The sequence below is a fragment of the Larsenimonas salina genome, assembly GCF_023736155.1.
Taxonomy (GTDB): Bacteria; Pseudomonadota; Gammaproteobacteria; order Pseudomonadales; family Halomonadaceae; genus Larsenimonas; species Larsenimonas salina.
This window is the reverse complement of sequence record NZ_JAMLJJ010000003.1, coordinates 388,811-404,083: the sequence shown is the minus strand read 5'-3', so window position 1 is coordinate 404,083 and position 15,273 is coordinate 388,811. Positions and strand designations below refer to the sequence as shown.

The 15,273-nt window shown below is 58.7% G+C and carries 15 protein-coding genes; 5 read left to right on the top strand and 10 right to left on the bottom strand.

Annotated elements, in window-relative coordinates:
* A partial coding sequence (locus NAT23_RS08920) for a hypothetical protein (RefSeq protein WP_251927583.1) occupies positions 1-364 on the top strand: 364 nt, incomplete at its 5' end.
* Between the two features lie 98 nt (positions 365-462).
* On the opposite strand, the gene NAT23_RS08915 is transcribed toward NAT23_RS08920, so the two are convergent.
* From NAT23_RS08915 to NAT23_RS08900, 4 genes are all read right to left on the bottom strand, one after another.
* The gene (locus NAT23_RS08915) at positions 463-2,163 is read right to left on the bottom strand and encodes an L-lactate permease (RefSeq protein WP_251927582.1); all 1,701 of its coding nucleotides are present in this window, start codon (positions 2,161-2,163) and stop codon (positions 463-465) included.
* Positions 2,164-2,275: 112 nt separating this feature from the next.
* The gene (locus tag NAT23_RS08910; protein ID WP_251927581.1) at positions 2,276-2,929 is read right to left on the bottom strand and encodes a LutC/YkgG family protein; all 654 of its coding nucleotides are present in this window, start codon (positions 2,927-2,929) and stop codon (positions 2,276-2,278) included.
* The gene (locus NAT23_RS08905) at positions 2,926-4,341 is read right to left on the bottom strand and encodes a LutB/LldF family L-lactate oxidation iron-sulfur protein (protein ID WP_251927580.1); all 1,416 of its coding nucleotides are present in this window, start codon (positions 4,339-4,341) and stop codon (positions 2,926-2,928) included. The genes NAT23_RS08910 and NAT23_RS08905 overlap by 4 nt, the downstream gene beginning before the upstream one ends.
* A complete protein-coding gene (locus NAT23_RS08900) occupies positions 4,338-5,093 on the bottom strand; it encodes a (Fe-S)-binding protein (RefSeq protein ID WP_251927578.1) in 756 nt (251 codons plus the stop codon). Before NAT23_RS08900 ends, NAT23_RS08905 begins: the two co-directional genes overlap by 4 nt.
* Positions 5,094-5,379: 286 nt before the next feature.
* On the opposite strand from NAT23_RS08900, the gene NAT23_RS08895 reads away from it, so the two are divergent.
* Positions 5,380-6,159: a GntR family transcriptional regulator gene (locus NAT23_RS08895; protein WP_251593527.1), complete on the top strand. Its 780-nt coding sequence runs from the start codon at positions 5,380-5,382 to the stop codon at positions 6,157-6,159.
* A 1-nt stretch (position 6,160) separates the two neighbouring features.
* On the opposite strand, the gene NAT23_RS08890 is transcribed toward NAT23_RS08895, so the two are convergent.
* The 3 genes from NAT23_RS08890 to NAT23_RS08880 form a co-directional block, all read right to left on the bottom strand.
* Positions 6,161-6,835 carry a metal-dependent hydrolase gene (locus NAT23_RS08890; protein ID WP_251927576.1) on the bottom strand — a complete coding sequence of 225 codons (675 nt, stop codon included), beginning with the start codon at positions 6,833-6,835 and terminating at the stop codon, positions 6,161-6,163.
* 90 nt (positions 6,836-6,925) lie between these two features.
* Positions 6,926-7,456, bottom strand: coding sequence for a gamma carbonic anhydrase family protein (locus tag NAT23_RS08885; protein ID WP_251927574.1), 531 nt, complete (start codon positions 7,454-7,456; stop codon positions 6,926-6,928).
* A gap of 46 nt (positions 7,457-7,502) precedes the next feature.
* A complete protein-coding gene (locus NAT23_RS08880) occupies positions 7,503-8,858 on the bottom strand; it encodes a sodium-dependent transporter (RefSeq protein WP_251927573.1) in 1,356 nt (451 codons plus the stop codon).
* Between the two features lie 119 nt (positions 8,859-8,977).
* On the opposite strand from NAT23_RS08880, the gene prlC reads away from it, so the two are divergent.
* Complete coding sequence (gene prlC, locus NAT23_RS08875) at positions 8,978-11,029, top strand: oligopeptidase A (protein ID WP_251927571.1); 2,052 nt, start codon at positions 8,978-8,980, stop codon at positions 11,027-11,029.
* A 64-nt stretch (positions 11,030-11,093) separates the two neighbouring features.
* Positions 11,094-11,345, top strand: a complete 252-nt coding sequence (locus NAT23_RS08870; RefSeq protein WP_251927569.1) for a YheV family putative zinc ribbon protein — start codon at positions 11,094-11,096, stop codon at positions 11,343-11,345.
* A 110-nt stretch (positions 11,346-11,455) separates the two neighbouring features.
* Here the strand turns inward: NAT23_RS08870 and sodC are convergent, their stop codons facing one another.
* The 3 genes from sodC to NAT23_RS08855 all read right to left on the bottom strand — a co-directional run bounded on the left by sodC (position 11,456) and on the right by NAT23_RS08855 (position 13,847).
* Positions 11,456-11,986 (bottom strand): superoxide dismutase [Cu-Zn] SodC, encoded by a 531-nt coding sequence (sodC, locus tag NAT23_RS08865; protein ID WP_286009989.1) that lies wholly within the window; start codon positions 11,984-11,986, stop codon positions 11,456-11,458.
* A 67-nt stretch (positions 11,987-12,053) separates the two neighbouring features.
* Positions 12,054-12,899: a methylenetetrahydrofolate reductase [NAD(P)H] gene (gene metF, locus NAT23_RS08860; RefSeq protein WP_251927567.1), complete on the bottom strand. Its 846-nt coding sequence runs from the start codon at positions 12,897-12,899 to the stop codon at positions 12,054-12,056.
* 111 nt (positions 12,900-13,010) lie between these two features.
* Complete coding sequence (locus tag NAT23_RS08855) at positions 13,011-13,847, bottom strand: UDP-2,3-diacylglucosamine diphosphatase (RefSeq protein ID WP_251927564.1); 837 nt, start codon at positions 13,845-13,847, stop codon at positions 13,011-13,013.
* A 187-nt stretch (positions 13,848-14,034) separates the two neighbouring features.
* Between NAT23_RS08855 and NAT23_RS08850 the strand changes: the two genes are divergently transcribed.
* On the top strand, positions 14,035-15,162 hold the full coding sequence (locus NAT23_RS08850; RefSeq protein ID WP_251927562.1) for a glycerol dehydrogenase: 1,128 nt from the start codon (positions 14,035-14,037) through the stop codon (positions 15,160-15,162).
* Positions 15,163-15,273: the final 111 nt, after the last annotated feature.

The following is a 15,273-nucleotide window of genomic DNA, read 5'->3' as shown; positions in this document are numbered from 1 at the left end:
CGACTTGTTAAAGAGCGTCTCGCTGTGGGCTGTGCCCTGTAGCGAGTGGATGAGCATTCTACTCATCCGAGCCGGACTGTCAAGCTTCAATTTTGAGCGACCGATCAGAAAACCAAATTCCGATCTGAAGAGCAAGAAAACCGCTCTTCAATCACTCGAAGCTGCGTCCGATGAAGTGCGACGCATTCTACCGAACCGGGCTGAAATGTCAACGTTCGATTTTTCAAAAAAGCCTAGAAAAACCAAACCAAATCAGCGCCTTGCGCACTTCATACTGCCTGGCCGTTTGCGACGTCCCCGACAGCGGATGCGTACTTTACCCACGCACCGACTCGAGCGCAACCCCTTTGTCGAAAAAAGATGACATCCGGATGACACCAATGCAAAAGCGCCCCGCAGACCGGGGCCTGAAGGGCGATACGCGGTGCGCCTTTATAGATAGGAAGAATGCCTTGCCAATCGTTAGTGGCCGACCAAGGGATCAAACGCTTCCGCGACCCCCAAAAAGAGAATCGCGATAAGGCCAGAGGCAACCAGGTAATAGAGTGTGGGCAGTATCGTCTTTCTAAGTACCTGCCCTTCACGATCCAGAAGCCCAACCGTTGCCGACGCGGCCACCACGTTATGGATAGCGATCATGTTGCCCGCAGCGGCGCCGACCGCCTGCATGACCACGATCAATACACTGGATGACCCAAGCAATTGACCCACACTGAACTGGAACTGCGACAACATCAGATTCGAGATGGTGTTGGAACCTGCAATGAAGGCACCCAACGCCCCTACGCTCGAGGCAAAGAACGGATAGACACTACCAACGGTTGAAGTCACCAGATCGGCCATGGCCACCGGCATGGAGGTAAGCTCCGCTGCGTTGACGCCTGAATTGATCAAGATGCGCACCATCGGCACGGTAAACACCAATACGAATCCCGCGCCCAACAGGGTTTTCGACGACTCCGTGACCGCGTCTTTCATTTGAGTCGCCGTCATGCGGTGTAGAAAGAAGGTAATGGCGACCACGATCAGCATGACCCCGCCGGGCAAGTACAGCGGCGAAATCGCACTCGAGACATCCTCCTCCCCGAGAATCCCATTCCACCCAAAGGAGAGCGTTGCCACGAACCACGCCTTAACCTCGGGAAAGACACGCGTAACCACCAATAGCACGGCGAGTACCAGATAAGGCAGCCAGGCAAGCCACAGTTTCATCGGGGCCTTATCCGCCACATCGTCGTAGCGAATCTCGATGTTGCCCTTCCAGACCTCAGGCCACTGGGATAGCGGGGGAAACCGCCACTGGCGCTTGGGAAGAAAAAGGCCCTTTCGTGCCGCCAGCACGGTGACCGCAAGCCCGACCAGTGAGCCGATCAGGGACGGGAACTCAGGCCCCAGGAATATACCGGCCAGGGCATAGGGAATAACGAAGCTTGCCCCGGCAAACAGTGCAAAGGGCGCCACTTCAAGCCCTTCACGCCAGCGTTTGTTTTCGCCGAAGAAGCGGGTCAGCATCATGCTCATGAGCAGCGGCATGAAAAGACCGACCACCGCATGTGTCAGCGCTACGCCCGAGGTAATCAGATGATAGAACTGCTCCCAGCTCGAGCCTTGCGCAATCAACTGCTCGGTGACCGCCGCCTTATCGAGGCCTCCGGTCACTCCAACCACGATCGGAGTGCCTACCGCACCGAACGATACCGGCGTGGATTGGATCATCATGCCCATGACGACTGCCGCCATACCGGGAAAGCCGAGCGCGACCAATAACGGCGCGGCCACTGCCGCCGTAGTGCCAAAGCCCGAAGCACCTTCAATGAAGCAGCCAAACAGCCAGGCAACGATGATGGCTTGAATGCGTGGGTCCGGTGAGATGGTTGAAAAGCCGCCGCGGATCGCCGCGATCGCGCCTGAGTGTTTGAGCGTATTCAACAATAAAATGGCGCCGAAGATGATCCAGAGGATCGACAGGGTCAGTAAAAGCCCCTGAATAATGGAGGCACCTACTCGAATCGCGCTCATCTGCCAGACGATTAGGGCAAGGGCCACGGTCACGGCCAGCACCAACGGCATGGCGCGTTTGGCAGGCCAGTTCAATCCCAATAGCAAGATCCCCGCCAATACCAGCGGAGTAAAGGCTACCGCCTGAATCCACATGCTCCCCATAACTTCGCTTCCTGATCTATAAGGCCGCTGCCTTGGTTGTGATTATTGTGCTGCGTGATAGAAACGTGCTGCTGCCGTTGGAATTGGATGGCCATGGCAGCCTGGCCGGAAATCAGTCAGACCGTGTGATCAAGAGCACGACCAGCGCTTTCGGGCCGTGCGCCCCGAACACCAGCGTCTGTTCGATGTCAGCGGTCTTGCTCGGCCCCGAAATCAGCAACGCATTGCTGGGCAACCCCTTGTGCCAGGACTGAGCCGATTGCAGCTCGAAAAAGCTCGAGTAAATGTGGCGTTCATCGACCACCACAATGTGGACAGGCGGAATCAGACTCAGGCTTCGGGGTTCATCAGCGTCAGGCCAAAGACAGACCGAACCGGTCTCTGCAATGGCACCGCAGGATGACGTCAGACCCGCCTCGAGACGCTCGAATGCCTCACGCCCTTTAACCGACGCAAACGACACCAGCCGCCGGCGGCCGTCCTTTAGGTCACGCCGCGCTGCTTGCGCCCAGGGGTGAATCTCGCCCAGCCCCAGCGCAGTGATTTCTCGTGAATCGAGCACTTTTGCCAGTGCATCCGTCCAGGTCGCTTCCGTGGTTTCGATGACCTCGGCTCGGGCTGCACGAAGCGATTCAAGGAAACGGGTCTTGCGCACGGCCGCATCAAGCGGCCGATGCATGACGCTGTAATCAAGCTCAGTAAACTGTGTAGGCGCTGGTGCGGCGCGCTCACGCAACCGCGAAAGGATACGATCGCGTGCACTCATGAGCGCCTCCGCTGTGCCAGTTGTTGTTTGAGCGAGGTTGCAGCCGGCGTCGGTCGCACTCGGTTGTCGGTCCAGGGCGCGACCCGCTTCGGCACCGCCGAACGGCACGCCTGCACGACTCGCACTCCCACCCGCCAGCAGCGGGGATGTCGAGCCAGCCAGGAAAACAGTTTCCAGCCCATGGCCTCCATCGGCCGACGTGCACTGCCGGCGCCTTCGATGTTGCCCTTGCCCTCGCCCACCGCCTCGTTTCGAAGCCGAACCAGCAATTTCGGGATGGGGATGCGCACCGGGCATACTTCTCCACAGGCCCCGCATAAACTTGAGGCTGTGGGTAAGTTTTTGGTGGTGTTAAGCCCTAGAAGATGCGGCATCAGGATCTTGCCGATCGGCCCTGGATAGGTCGTACCGTAAGTATGGCCACCCACCCGGGTGTACACCGGGCAGTGGTTCATGCAGGCGCCGCAGCGAATGCACTGAAGCGTCTCGGCATACTCCTCATCCTGATACATACGGGAGCGGCCATTATCGACCAGCACCAGATGCACTTCTTCCGGACCATCCACTTCCTGGCCCCGCCGAGGGCCACTGATCATGTTGAAGTAGGTAGTAACGTTCTGGCCGATGGCCGAACGGGTAAGAAGCGCATAAAGCGGCGGTACATCCTTGAATTCAGCCACCACCTTTTCGATCCCGGTGATCGCGATGTGCACCGGCGGCACCGTCGTGGTCAAACGGCCATTGCCTTCGTTTTCCACCAGACACAGGGTACCGGTTTCGGCCACCGCGAAATTGACCCCGGAAATGCCGACATCGGCCGTCTGAAACCGGTCGCGGAGTTGCGCCCGTGCGGCATGCGTCAGCTCCTCGGCATCATTTGTCTCACGAGTACCGGTGCGCTGATGCATCAATGTCGAGATGTCGGCGGTGTTCTTATGAATCGCCGGCATGATGATGTGCGAGGGCGTTTCCTCCGCCATCTGCACGATGTATTCCCCCAGATCGGATTCGAGCGCCTCGATACCGGCCTCGGCCAGCCGGGCGTTGAGCTCAACCTCCTCGGACACCATCGATTTGCCCTTGATCACGCTTTGAGCGCCGCGGGCCTTGCAAAGCTCCGTGATCACGCGGCCAGCATCGTCGGCGCTCTCGGCCCAGTGCACGGTAATGCCGTTACGCTGACAGTTGGCTTCGAGCTGCTCGAGAAGATCTGGAAGGTAGCGCAGCGCCTTTTGACGAATGCCCTGACCAAGATCACGCAGGGCCTCGATGTCCCACGAATCGAATGAGCCAAGACGCTTGGCCATCAATCCATCCATGGCGCCCCGGAAGTTATGCCTGAGCTGAGGGTTGGAAAGCGCCTGTGCCGATTGGTGGTGAAACGCTGCCGGGGTGAAGGTTTTTACACTCATGAGCTGCGCCGCCATAGATAGCTTGCAATGTGCTCACCTTGAACCTTGGCCTTGCGGTACTTAAAGTGCCCATCGATATTCATGAGACACCCGCAATCAGACGTGACCAGATGCTCCGCCTGCGCCGCTTCGATCGCTGCACATTTATCCTCAACCATGGCCTGAGAGACCTTGCCATGCTTGACCGAAAAGGTACCGCCGAACCCGCAGCACTCCGAAGCACGCGCCTGCTCGACCAGAGTAACGTTGCTCAACTGACGTAGAAGCGCCGGGCCGGTATCGGCAAGGCCCATCTCTCGTCGAGCGCTGCAGGACGTATGCATGGCTACCCGCTCATCCGGGCCATGATCCTTAAGCCGAACATGACAGACGTGTACCAGAAATTCGGTCAGCTCAAATATCCGCTCGGCTACTGAATTGGCGACCTGCTCTTCGGGCTGACCGTCAAAGAGTTCCGGATAATGACGCCGCATCATTCCCCCGCAGGAGCCCGAGGGCACGATGATCGGCCAGGGCTCGTCGAACAGACGCAGCTGATGACGAGCCACGTCGATGGCCTGGGCGCGATACCCTGACGTAAAGGCCGGCTGACCGCAGCAGGTCTGGCCGTCGGGAAAGAGGACCTCGATGTTTTCTCGTTCAAGCAACGAAACAGCATCCAACCCCGCGCCGGGATAGAACACATCGATCAGACAGGTTCCGAAGAAATACACCTTCTCCGGTTTTGGGGGATACAGCTTCACTGTGCTCATCCGAACGCCCACGGCTGATAATTGGTAAAACCAATTTATAGTTGGTGTAAGTTACGGTAGGCGCTTCGCTTGACCACGGTCAACGCCTTGTCAGCGAAGCCGGCGTATCAATTAGTATAACGCTATAAAAGATCAACAATTACAGGGCATTGCCCAGTCGTCAGCTTTAGATCCCTTACTATATATTGGTAATACCAATTTATACCTTTGGGCCGATTGTGGCTTTTGACACAATGACACCACTGCCGATCCCTGGTTGGCCCATTCTTTATCGAGCGAGAACCGCATGGCCTATCCTCCGCTTCGCCAGCCACGCCTGGCTGATGTCATTACCGAGCGCCTTGAAGCGATGATGCTCGAGGGCAGCCTGCTCCCGGGTCAGAAACTACCGCCGGAGCGGGAGCTGGCCGAGCAGTTCGGAGTCTCACGCCCCTCGGTTCGTGAAGCGATTCAAAAGCTGTCGGCCCGAGGGCTTCTAACCAGTCGCCAGGGCGGGGGCAATTTTGTCAGCGAACGCCTGAACGGCGGGTTCGACGATCCCATGCTCGAGATGCTGGCACGGCACGAGGAATTTCATCTCGATTTGCTGGAATTTCGCTCGGCCATGGAGGGCATTGCCGCGTATTACGCTGCACTCCGCTCGACCCAGGCCGACCGGGACAGACTTCAGGCCTGCTTCGACGCCCTGACCGACAGTTACAACCACCCCTCGAGCGAGCGCCACGCCCAGTCCGAGGCGCAGGCCGATGCCGCCTTTCACTTCGCCATCGCGGAAGCGGCGCATAACGTGTTGGTGCTGCATAACGTGCGCGGCATCTTTCATCTGCTTGAAAAAAGCATCACGGCCAATCTTGCGTTTCTGTTCGAAAAGCCAGGCACGCGCGACGTCTTGATCCAGCAACACCGGACCCTGCTTGAAGCGATTCTGGAAGGACGAGCCGACGACGCCCGCGCCAGCGCGCATGAGCATCTGGCATTCGTCGAGGACAATATTCTGGAGATGGAGCGCGCCGAAACGCGCAACCAGCGGGCACTGAGACGCTCCCAAACCCATCTTCCGCGCTAGGTCAGGTCACAAACAGCGACCAGGTGTGCTGAACCAGCGCCAACAGGGCCTCGGTGGGTGGAAGCCAGGGCGTGAGGGAGGCAAAGGCCAACAGCATCAATACCGCGGTGGCTGGAGAGCCATAATCGAAAAGCTTGAAGGCCGTTCCAAAGGAGCGCTTGATGCGGGTGCCGGCCAGATCGATGCTGTAGCACTCATCAAGCAAAAGATGAATGCAGGCACCGACGAACAGCGCCACACCATGGCACCACGCCTGCGTCGGCGGTTGCTGGAACAACTGATAGCTCAAGCCACTGACGGCGGCGCCACTGACGGCGGCGGCCAATAGTGAGTGCCAGATCCCCCGGTGGACCGAAAAGCGCTTGAAGATGGCGCTGCCCAGATACCGTATTGCGAGAAATGTCCCGGCACCAAGCCCGAGTAGCCACGGCATCGGTAACCTCGACTGATACATCCCGATGCTGATCACCACCCCGAGAATGGCAAGCACCGTGAACATCAACCGAATCGCGTGGGAATTGTCGGAATCGATGTCCGGTAAAATGCCGCCGAGCGCCACCAGCCCCGCAACCGTGAACGCATCCGTCCAGGGCCAAAGACCCGCCTGAAACCCGAGCCCTGCGGTAACAACGCCGCCGACAGTCGCCACACCCAGATGCGTGTTGAAGTTTGCCATAGCTGTTTACTACTGGATAAAAAAACAGAGTATGACCCAGAAAAAACAGCTATAACAATAGGTTGGATTAAAAAAGGCGGTGATATCCGATCACGACGCCAAAAACCGATCCTTGAGCGCGACGTAGTTGTTGGCCGAGTACTCGAAAAAGCGGTACTCCTCTTCCTTCAAGGGGCGAAGCGCCTTGGCCGGGTTGCCCGCGTAGACATACCCCCGCTCAAGCCGCTTGCCCGGCGGCACCATGGCGCCCGCCGCGATCAACACTTCACTTTCGACCACGGCGCCATCCAGCACGATAGCCCCCATGCCAACCAGCACCTTGTCGCCCACCGTGCAGCCATGCAGCACCGCACGATGCCCGACCGTGACGTCTGAACCGATCGTCAACGGGTAACCTTCCGGATTGAAGTCGCTTGCGTGAGTGATGTGGAGCACACAGCCATCCTGGATGCTGGTGCGTGCACCGATTTGGATGCGATGCATGTCGCCCCGGATCACCGCCGTCGGCCAGACCGAGCAGTCATCGCCCAGCTCAACATTACCAATCACCGTACTGGCCTCATCGATGAATACGCGCTCACCGCACTGCGGCGAGTGTCCTTCGAACGTACGAACGCCCATTGTCTCTTCTCCTGATTCATTTCGATCACTGCGGCGCCGAAGCGCCTTAGGTCAGCCAGCTCTTGATCAGTGGCGCCATGAGCACCACCACCACCAGTGGAATCGACACCCATCGCGTCAGCCAAAGCCACGTCTGGCACAGGGCGTTAGAGCCACCCAGCGCCTTGAACACCTCGTCCCTGTCCATGACCCAGACGGCAAAGACCGCAATCAACGCCCCGCCCAGGGGCAGGAAGATGTCGGTCGGCACCGTGGTCACGACGTCAAAGAAGTTGCCATCGCCCCAGAGGTACCAGGATTTCAGCGTGGAAAACGAAAGCGCCGAGGGCAAGCCTACAAGCCATACGCCGCCACCGACCAGCATCGCGGCCTGGCTCCGACTCATGCGATCGGACTTCACCATGGCAACCATCGGCTCGGCCAGATTGATCGAGGACGTCCAGGTCGCCATGGCCAGAAGCAGGAAGAAGGCCCCAAGCCAAAGACTTCCGCCGGGAAGATCGGCAAAGGCGATCGGGAGCGTTACAAACATGAGCCCCGGGCCTGACGCCGGATCCATTCCTTGCGAAAACACCACCGAAAAGATGGCGATACCGGATAATAGAGCTACCAGAATATCCAGCACGGCCACCGTCAGCACCGCCTTGGGCAGACTCTGATGTTCCGGCATGTACGCACCATAGGCCATCAGCGCACACGCACCGATCGCCAGGGTGAAAAACGCATGGCCCATGGCGTTGAGCACGACAGACGTCGTGATCACGCTGAGATTGGGCGTGAACAGCCAGGCAAGCGCGTCCTGAAACCCGGACGTCGTCGCTCCGTAGCCGACCAGCACGAACAGAACAATGTACAAAAGCGGCATCAAGACGTTATTGAGCTTTTCAAGCCCGCCGCCGATACCCGCCGCCACCACGGTCATGGTCATGAGCATGAAGACGGTGTGGTTGAAGATGATCCGAAAGGGATCCGCCAGAAAGCCCTCGAACGACTGGCCGATCACGGCGCCGCTCTGCCCGGCGAAACGCCCGGTCACTGAATCGAACAGATACTCGAGCGACCACCCCGACACCACCGAGTAGAACGAGAGGATGAAAAAGACGGTCACGGCGCCCATAAGCCCGATCCAGCGCCAATGGGGCGAGCGCTGATTATTGACCGCCAGATGCGACAGCGCCTGCATCGGGGTGCGGCGTCCGGCGCGGCCGACCGCGATTTCCGCCATCATGACCGGAAGCCCCAGTATCAGCACGAACATCACGTACAGCATCAAAAAGGCCGCGCCGCCGTTCTCACCGGTCATGTAGGGAAAACGCCAAATGTTTCCAAGACCAACGGCCGCGCCTGTCATCGCCATGATAAACGCCCGCCGTGATCCCCAGCGCTCGGCCACTTCACTCATAGGTCGTTTCCTTAATAATTCTCTGGCCTTGAAGATTCGTCATGAGTGGTGCGATTGAAAGTCGCTCGCCGCACCCTCATTGTTGTGAGTATATCTTTTCGCAGGCTGCGAGGTCTTTCATGTCCGACAATCCATTGCTCGATTCCCACACACTGCCGCCGTTTCAGGCCATTCACCCGGAACACATCGAGCCCGCCATCGATCAATTGATCGATGACAACAAGGCCGAGATCGAGCGACTGGTTGCCCAGAACACCTACAGCTGGGACGCGCTTGCCAAACCGCTGGAAACCCTGAATGACCGCCTTTCACAGGCATGGTCACCGGTATCACACCTCAACGCCACCATGAACACTCCAGAGCTTCGCGAGGCCTATCAGGCCTGTTTGGCCAAGCTTTCGGCATACGGCACCTGGCTCGGTCAGCATGAAGGGCTGTTCAAGGCCTATCAGGCGCTGAAGGACGGAAGCGACTTCGACACGCTGACGACCGCGCAGCAGACGTCCATCGAACATACCCTGCGCGATTTTCGTCTGGCGGGCGTCGCGCTGCCCGACGAGCAAAAAACGCGCTTTGGCGAGATCAAGGCGCGGCTTTCAGAGCTTTCGAACACTTTTTCGAACCACGTACTTGATGCAACGCAGGCGTGGTCGCTCGAGCTTGAGGATGACACGCGGCTGGCGGGCATTCCCCAAAGCGGACTCGATACGCTTAAAGCCAATGCCGAAGCCAAGGGCAAGGACGGGTATCGCATTACACTCGATTTTCCGAGCTTCTACCCGGTCATCACCTACGCCGACGACCGGGCGCTTCGTGAAACGGTCTATACGGCCTTTACCACTCGCGCCTCCGACCAGGGCCCGAACGCCGGCGAATTCGACAACTCACACATCATGAGCGAGATCGTCACACTGCGTCAGGAGCTCGCGAGCATGCTCGGCTTCGAGACCTACGCCGATTACTCGCTCTACACCAAGATGGCCGATAGCCCGCAGCAGGTGCTGGACTTCCTGATCGACCTGGCCGACCGCGCACTCCCCCAGGCGCAGGAAGACATGGCAACGCTTCGTCAGTTTGCCCTCGATGAGCTTGATATCGAGCACCTGAATGCGTGGGACATCGGCTACGTCAGCGAGAAGCTCCGCCAGCAGCGCTACGCCATCTCTCAGGAAGAGCTTCGCCCCTACTTTCCGGCACCCAAGGCCGTCGATGGCCTGTTCAAGGTCACCGAACGCCTGTACGGACTGACGTTCGAAGAACGCACTGACGTACCCAAGTGGCATGACGACGTTCGCTATTTCGATATTCTCGATCAGGGTGACATCATCGCAGGCTTCTACCTCGATCTTTATGCTCGTGAAGGCAAACGCGGCGGCGCCTGGATGGATGAGTGTCGCGTACGCAGAACACGCAGCGATGGCAGCCTGCAGTTGCCGGTGGCGTACCTGACCTGCAACTTCACTCGCCCCGTAGGCGACAAGCCGGCGCTTTTGACCCACGACGAAGTGCTAACGCTGTTCCATGAGTTCGGCCATGGCCTGCATCACATGCTGACCAAGCAGGACGTTGCTGATGTTTCCGGCATCAACGGTGTCGCCTGGGACGCGGTGGAACTGCCGAGCCAGTTCATGGAGAACTTCTGCTGGGAGCGCGAGGGGCTCGATATGATTGCCTCGCACGTCGATACCGGCGAGCCGCTGCCCGATGACCTGTTCGAGAAGCTAAAGGCTGCGCGCAATTTCCAGTCCGCCATGCAGATGATGCGCCAGATCGAATTCTCGCTGTTTGATCTGCGCCTCCACCATGAGCAGAGCGCGCCCTCGGCAGACGCCATTCAAGCGCTCTTGAACCAGGTTCGCGATCAGGTCAGCGTGACTCCGCGCGCCGACAAGAACCGTTTCCAGCACGGTTTCAGCCATATCTTCGCCGGCGGCTACGCAGCCGGGTATTACAGCTATAAATGGGCAGAAGTGCTGTCGGCCGATGCGTTTTCGGCGTTCGAGGAGGCCGGCACGTTCGACCGTGAGACTGGCCAGAGCTTCCGGGAGAACGTGCTCGAAATGGGTGGCGCCCGCGATGCAGCGACGCTGTTCGAAGCCTTCCGTGGTCGTGCACCTAGCATCGACCCCCTGCTTCGCCACTCCGGCATCGTTACCGACGACGTTGCCTGATACTGACGCTTTTTGCTGTACATCGGGGCCGGTCTTCCGGCCCCTTCTTTTAAGGAGGCCGTGAATGTCCACGCCAAAACGTTTTATTGCCGGGGCAATCTGTCCACGCTGCGCCGAGATAGATCGGGTGCGCGCCTGGGAGAGCCAGGGCGTTCGTTATCGCGAATGCGTCAGCTGTGACTTTTTCGAACAGCTTCCGATCGAGGAGCAGCCCGGCAACAACGAGCTCGATACACGGGTCAATCGTCCGCGCGATACCGAACAGAATAACGACATACAGACCGTCAAGATCATCACGCCGTCGTCGAAATCGTGATCGCTTTCCGCTGATCTCGACGTTTATATCGACGGCATCCGGCCGGTTCAGACACAAAAAAACGGCCTATCGATGGATAGGCCGTTTTGCGTTTGGCGGGCTTGATCGGCTCAGTCGGATTCGATGACGCCGCACGCCCAGCGCGCGCCACCGCCGCCGAGCTTCGGCGGTTCACTGTAGATGTCGCCACCTTCGTGGATCACCAGGGCATGACCTGCCAGATCGCTCTCCTTGAGGCGCGGCGCCAGAACCGGTGTGGTCGCATTGCCTTCATCTCCAGCCATCAGTACAGGCAGATCGCCTAAGTGACTGTCTTCGACGTACGGCCCCGCGTGGGTGCCGGTATCGGCCGGGTCGAAGTGACCGCCGGCCGCACCAGCCGGCGTTACCTCTCCGTCCTTGGTGCTCGATTGACAGCTCGGGTTCTGATGCAGATGAAAGCCATGCATGCTGCCGGGCGTTAGGCCGTGGATGTCCGGAGTAATCAACAGGCCGTATTGGGTGTCCTTGAGCGTGACGCTACCCACGCTTTCCCCGGTGCCAGACTCATCGACCTTGTTCAACGTGACATCGACGTCGGCCATGGCCACCGGCATTGCCGCTACGGACAACGCCGCAGCCACTAGAGTTCGCTTCAACATGTCAGTCTCCTTGCCTCGCGCTTTAATGCACCCTACAACGCTAGCTCAGAGCCCGCGGTGATGCGAATCAACGCGGCAGGGACAGCCCATCCAGAATGGCAAGGCTCGGCTCGGCCTGATTGAGCGTGTAGAAGTGGATGCCCGGCGCACCGCCATCGATCAACTGCTGGCTCAGATTCGTCACGAACTCCTGCCCAAAGGCCTGAAGGCTCTGGGTATCATCGCCGTACGCCTCGAGCTGGCGGCGGGCAAAGCGGGGAATTTCAGCCCCGCACAGCTCCGAGAACCGGGCCAGCTTCGAGTAGTTGGTGATCGGCATGATGCCCGGAATGATCGGCACGTCGCAGCCCTTGGCGCGCACTCGGTCGACGAAGTGGAAATAGGCGTCGGCGTTGAAGAAATACTGAGTGATGGCCATGTCGGCCCCAGCCTTGACCTTGTCAACGAAACGGCTGACGTCCTTTTCGATGGTGTCGGACTGTGGGTGGCACTCGGGATACGCCGCGACCGAAAGCTTGAAGTGATCGCCGGTCTCCTCCCGAATGAACTGGATCAGATCGGAGGCGTAGCGAAAATCACCGACGCCCATGGAGCCGGACGGCATGTCGCCGCGAAGCGCGACCAACCGCTCGATGCCAACATCCTGATAACGCTTCAGGAGATCGGAAAGATCCGAGCGCTCGCTTGAAATGCACGACAGATGAGGCGCGGTATCGACACCTAATTCGCGTACGCTCTGAACGGTTCCGAACGTTTTTTCACGGGTGGAACCGCCTGCACCGAAGGTCACCGAGAAGAAATGCGGCGAGCGCTCGGCCAGGCGGTCACGAACGAGGCGCAGTTTTTCCTCCCCGACTTCCGTGCGGGGCGGAAAGAATTCGAAACTGATGCTCAGGGAGGACTCGGTGCTCATGATCTATTCTCGTCTAGCGCCGGTAGGTACCGGATATAAAAGGGCTTATCGATGAGAGAATTGTGCCCGACTCCCCATCAGGAAACGAATGAATGTTTCTTGGAAGCAACTTCAATTTGATTCATACACGGCGTGCGCCCTAGACGGTGTTGCCGAACCTGCGTTGTTGCCTTCGTAGAACGGCGCAGTCGCCAGTACCGTCAGCTCGTAGTCGACCATGTGGAACTGTCCGTCCTTCATTTCCACCAGCGCCGTACAGTGCTCGACCCAATCGCCACAGTTCGCATACAGATACCCGTTGTACTCCCTGAGACTCGGCAAGTGGATGTGTCCACCCATATAGCCTTGCGTCCGCTCGGTTCGCGCCCGCTCGATCGCGGCGGTTTCGAATACGTTGATGTAGCGCTTGGTGCGTTCGGAATGGCGCTTGAGTGCGGCCGACAGTGACCAGTACGGCAGATTGAAGCGCTCGCGTGTCTGCGTGATCCAGCGATTGATCACCCGAAGGCCGTTAAGCATGCGACTCCCAAGCTGGTGAAGCCAGGGCGCCACCGCCTCATGCATCTGCTCGTCGAACTCATCGCCATGAGCGATCAGCATCTTCCGACCATCCTTCATCGTGAAAAAGCATTCCTGCTCGATGCGAATGTTGAAGATTTCCGACCCGCACAAGCGCCGAAAGGCAGCGTCGTGATTGCCGGGAATGTAGATCATGTCGCAATCGGTGCGGGCACGTTCGATCAACATTGAAATCAGCTGCTGCTGCGCAGGCGTCAACACCGCGCGGCGGCGCATGGCGATCAGATCGAAGATGTCACCGACCAGATAGATCCGGCTCGGGTTAATGCGCTCGAGCACGCTGATCAATCGACTGGCCTGGCAGTCGGGCGTCCCCATATGAAGATCGGAGATGAACAGGGTTTCGACGCTTTCGGTATCCAACGTCATCAAGGCTTATCCTTTATTTCGACTTCAATACGAAAGACACCCGCTGAACCCTTCGGTTCTCGGCGCCTTCCGCTCGCTATAGCTGCGGCAATTTTCCACGGCCTCGTTGTGGTTACGCCCCTTTTGAGCCCCTATCCTCGAAAAGGCAGCGTCCCGATACATCTGACGTTTAAACCTAGGAGGCCCCATGGCACCGAGCAAGCCGACACCCCGCGTCTTCATCAGCCCATCACGGTATGTACAAGGCCCGGGTATTCTCCTCGACAGCGCCGAGCACCTCAAGAAAATCGGTCAGCGCCACCTCATCGTCGCCGATGAATTTGTCTGGAACATGACGGGCAACGCCCTGCTGGGCCATTTGGATCAGGCCGGCATCCATGTCCACCATGAGCAGTTCAACGGGGAAGCCTCGGCGGGCGAAATCGAGCGACTCTCCGCGCTTGCCGAGCGCTTTGACGCCGACGTCATTGTCGGGCTCGGCGGCGGCAAGACCCTCGATACTGCAAAAGCCATCGCAGATGATATCGGCAGCGCCTGCGCGATCTTTCCAACCACAGCCTCGACCGATGCGCCCACCAGCGCGCTGTCGGTCATCTATGACGATCAGGGGCGGTTCGACCGCTACCGCTTTTACGACAAGAACCCCGACCTCGTCCTGGTCGACACCGAGATCATCGCAAAGGCACCAGCGCGTTTTCTGGCCTCCGGCATCGCCGACGCCATGGCAACCTGGATCGAGGCGCGCTCATCAATTGCCGCCAATTCGATCACCATGGCAGGCGGACAGAGCACTCTACTCGGCGCCGCCATCGGCGAAACCTGCGAAAAAACCCTGTTTACCTACGCACGCCAGGCCTTCCAGGCCAATCAGGCCGGCATCGTAACGCCCGCACTCGAGGCTGTGGTCGAAGCCAATACGCTGCTCAGCGGGCTCGGATTCGAAAGCGGCGGACTTGCCTGTGCGCACGCGATTCACAACGGGTTTACTGCGCTTTCCGGTGATATCCATCACCTGACCCACGGTGAAAAGGTCGCCTACGGTACGCTGTCTCAGCTGATGCTTCAGGGCACCTCGGATGAAGAGTTCGAACGTTACCTGGCGCTCTACATCGAACTCGGCTTGCCGGTCACGCTCGAGGCGCTGTCGTTGGACAGCAACGACACCAAGGCCTTGAACGCGGTCGCGACCGCCGCACTGAAAGACGGCGAGACCAGCCATAATCTTTCATTCGAGCCCACACCCTCGATGATCGTTGGCGCCATGATCGCGGTGGACCGCTACGCCCAAAGCTATAAGACGCGTCACGGCCTTTGAGCCTTTAGCGCGGGCGTGCGTAAGTAACCGCCGCCATTCAAAAAAAATGCCGCCCCATGGGGCGGCATTTCGCGTTCAGGATCCGTTTAACTCAGATCGTTGAACAGCGCC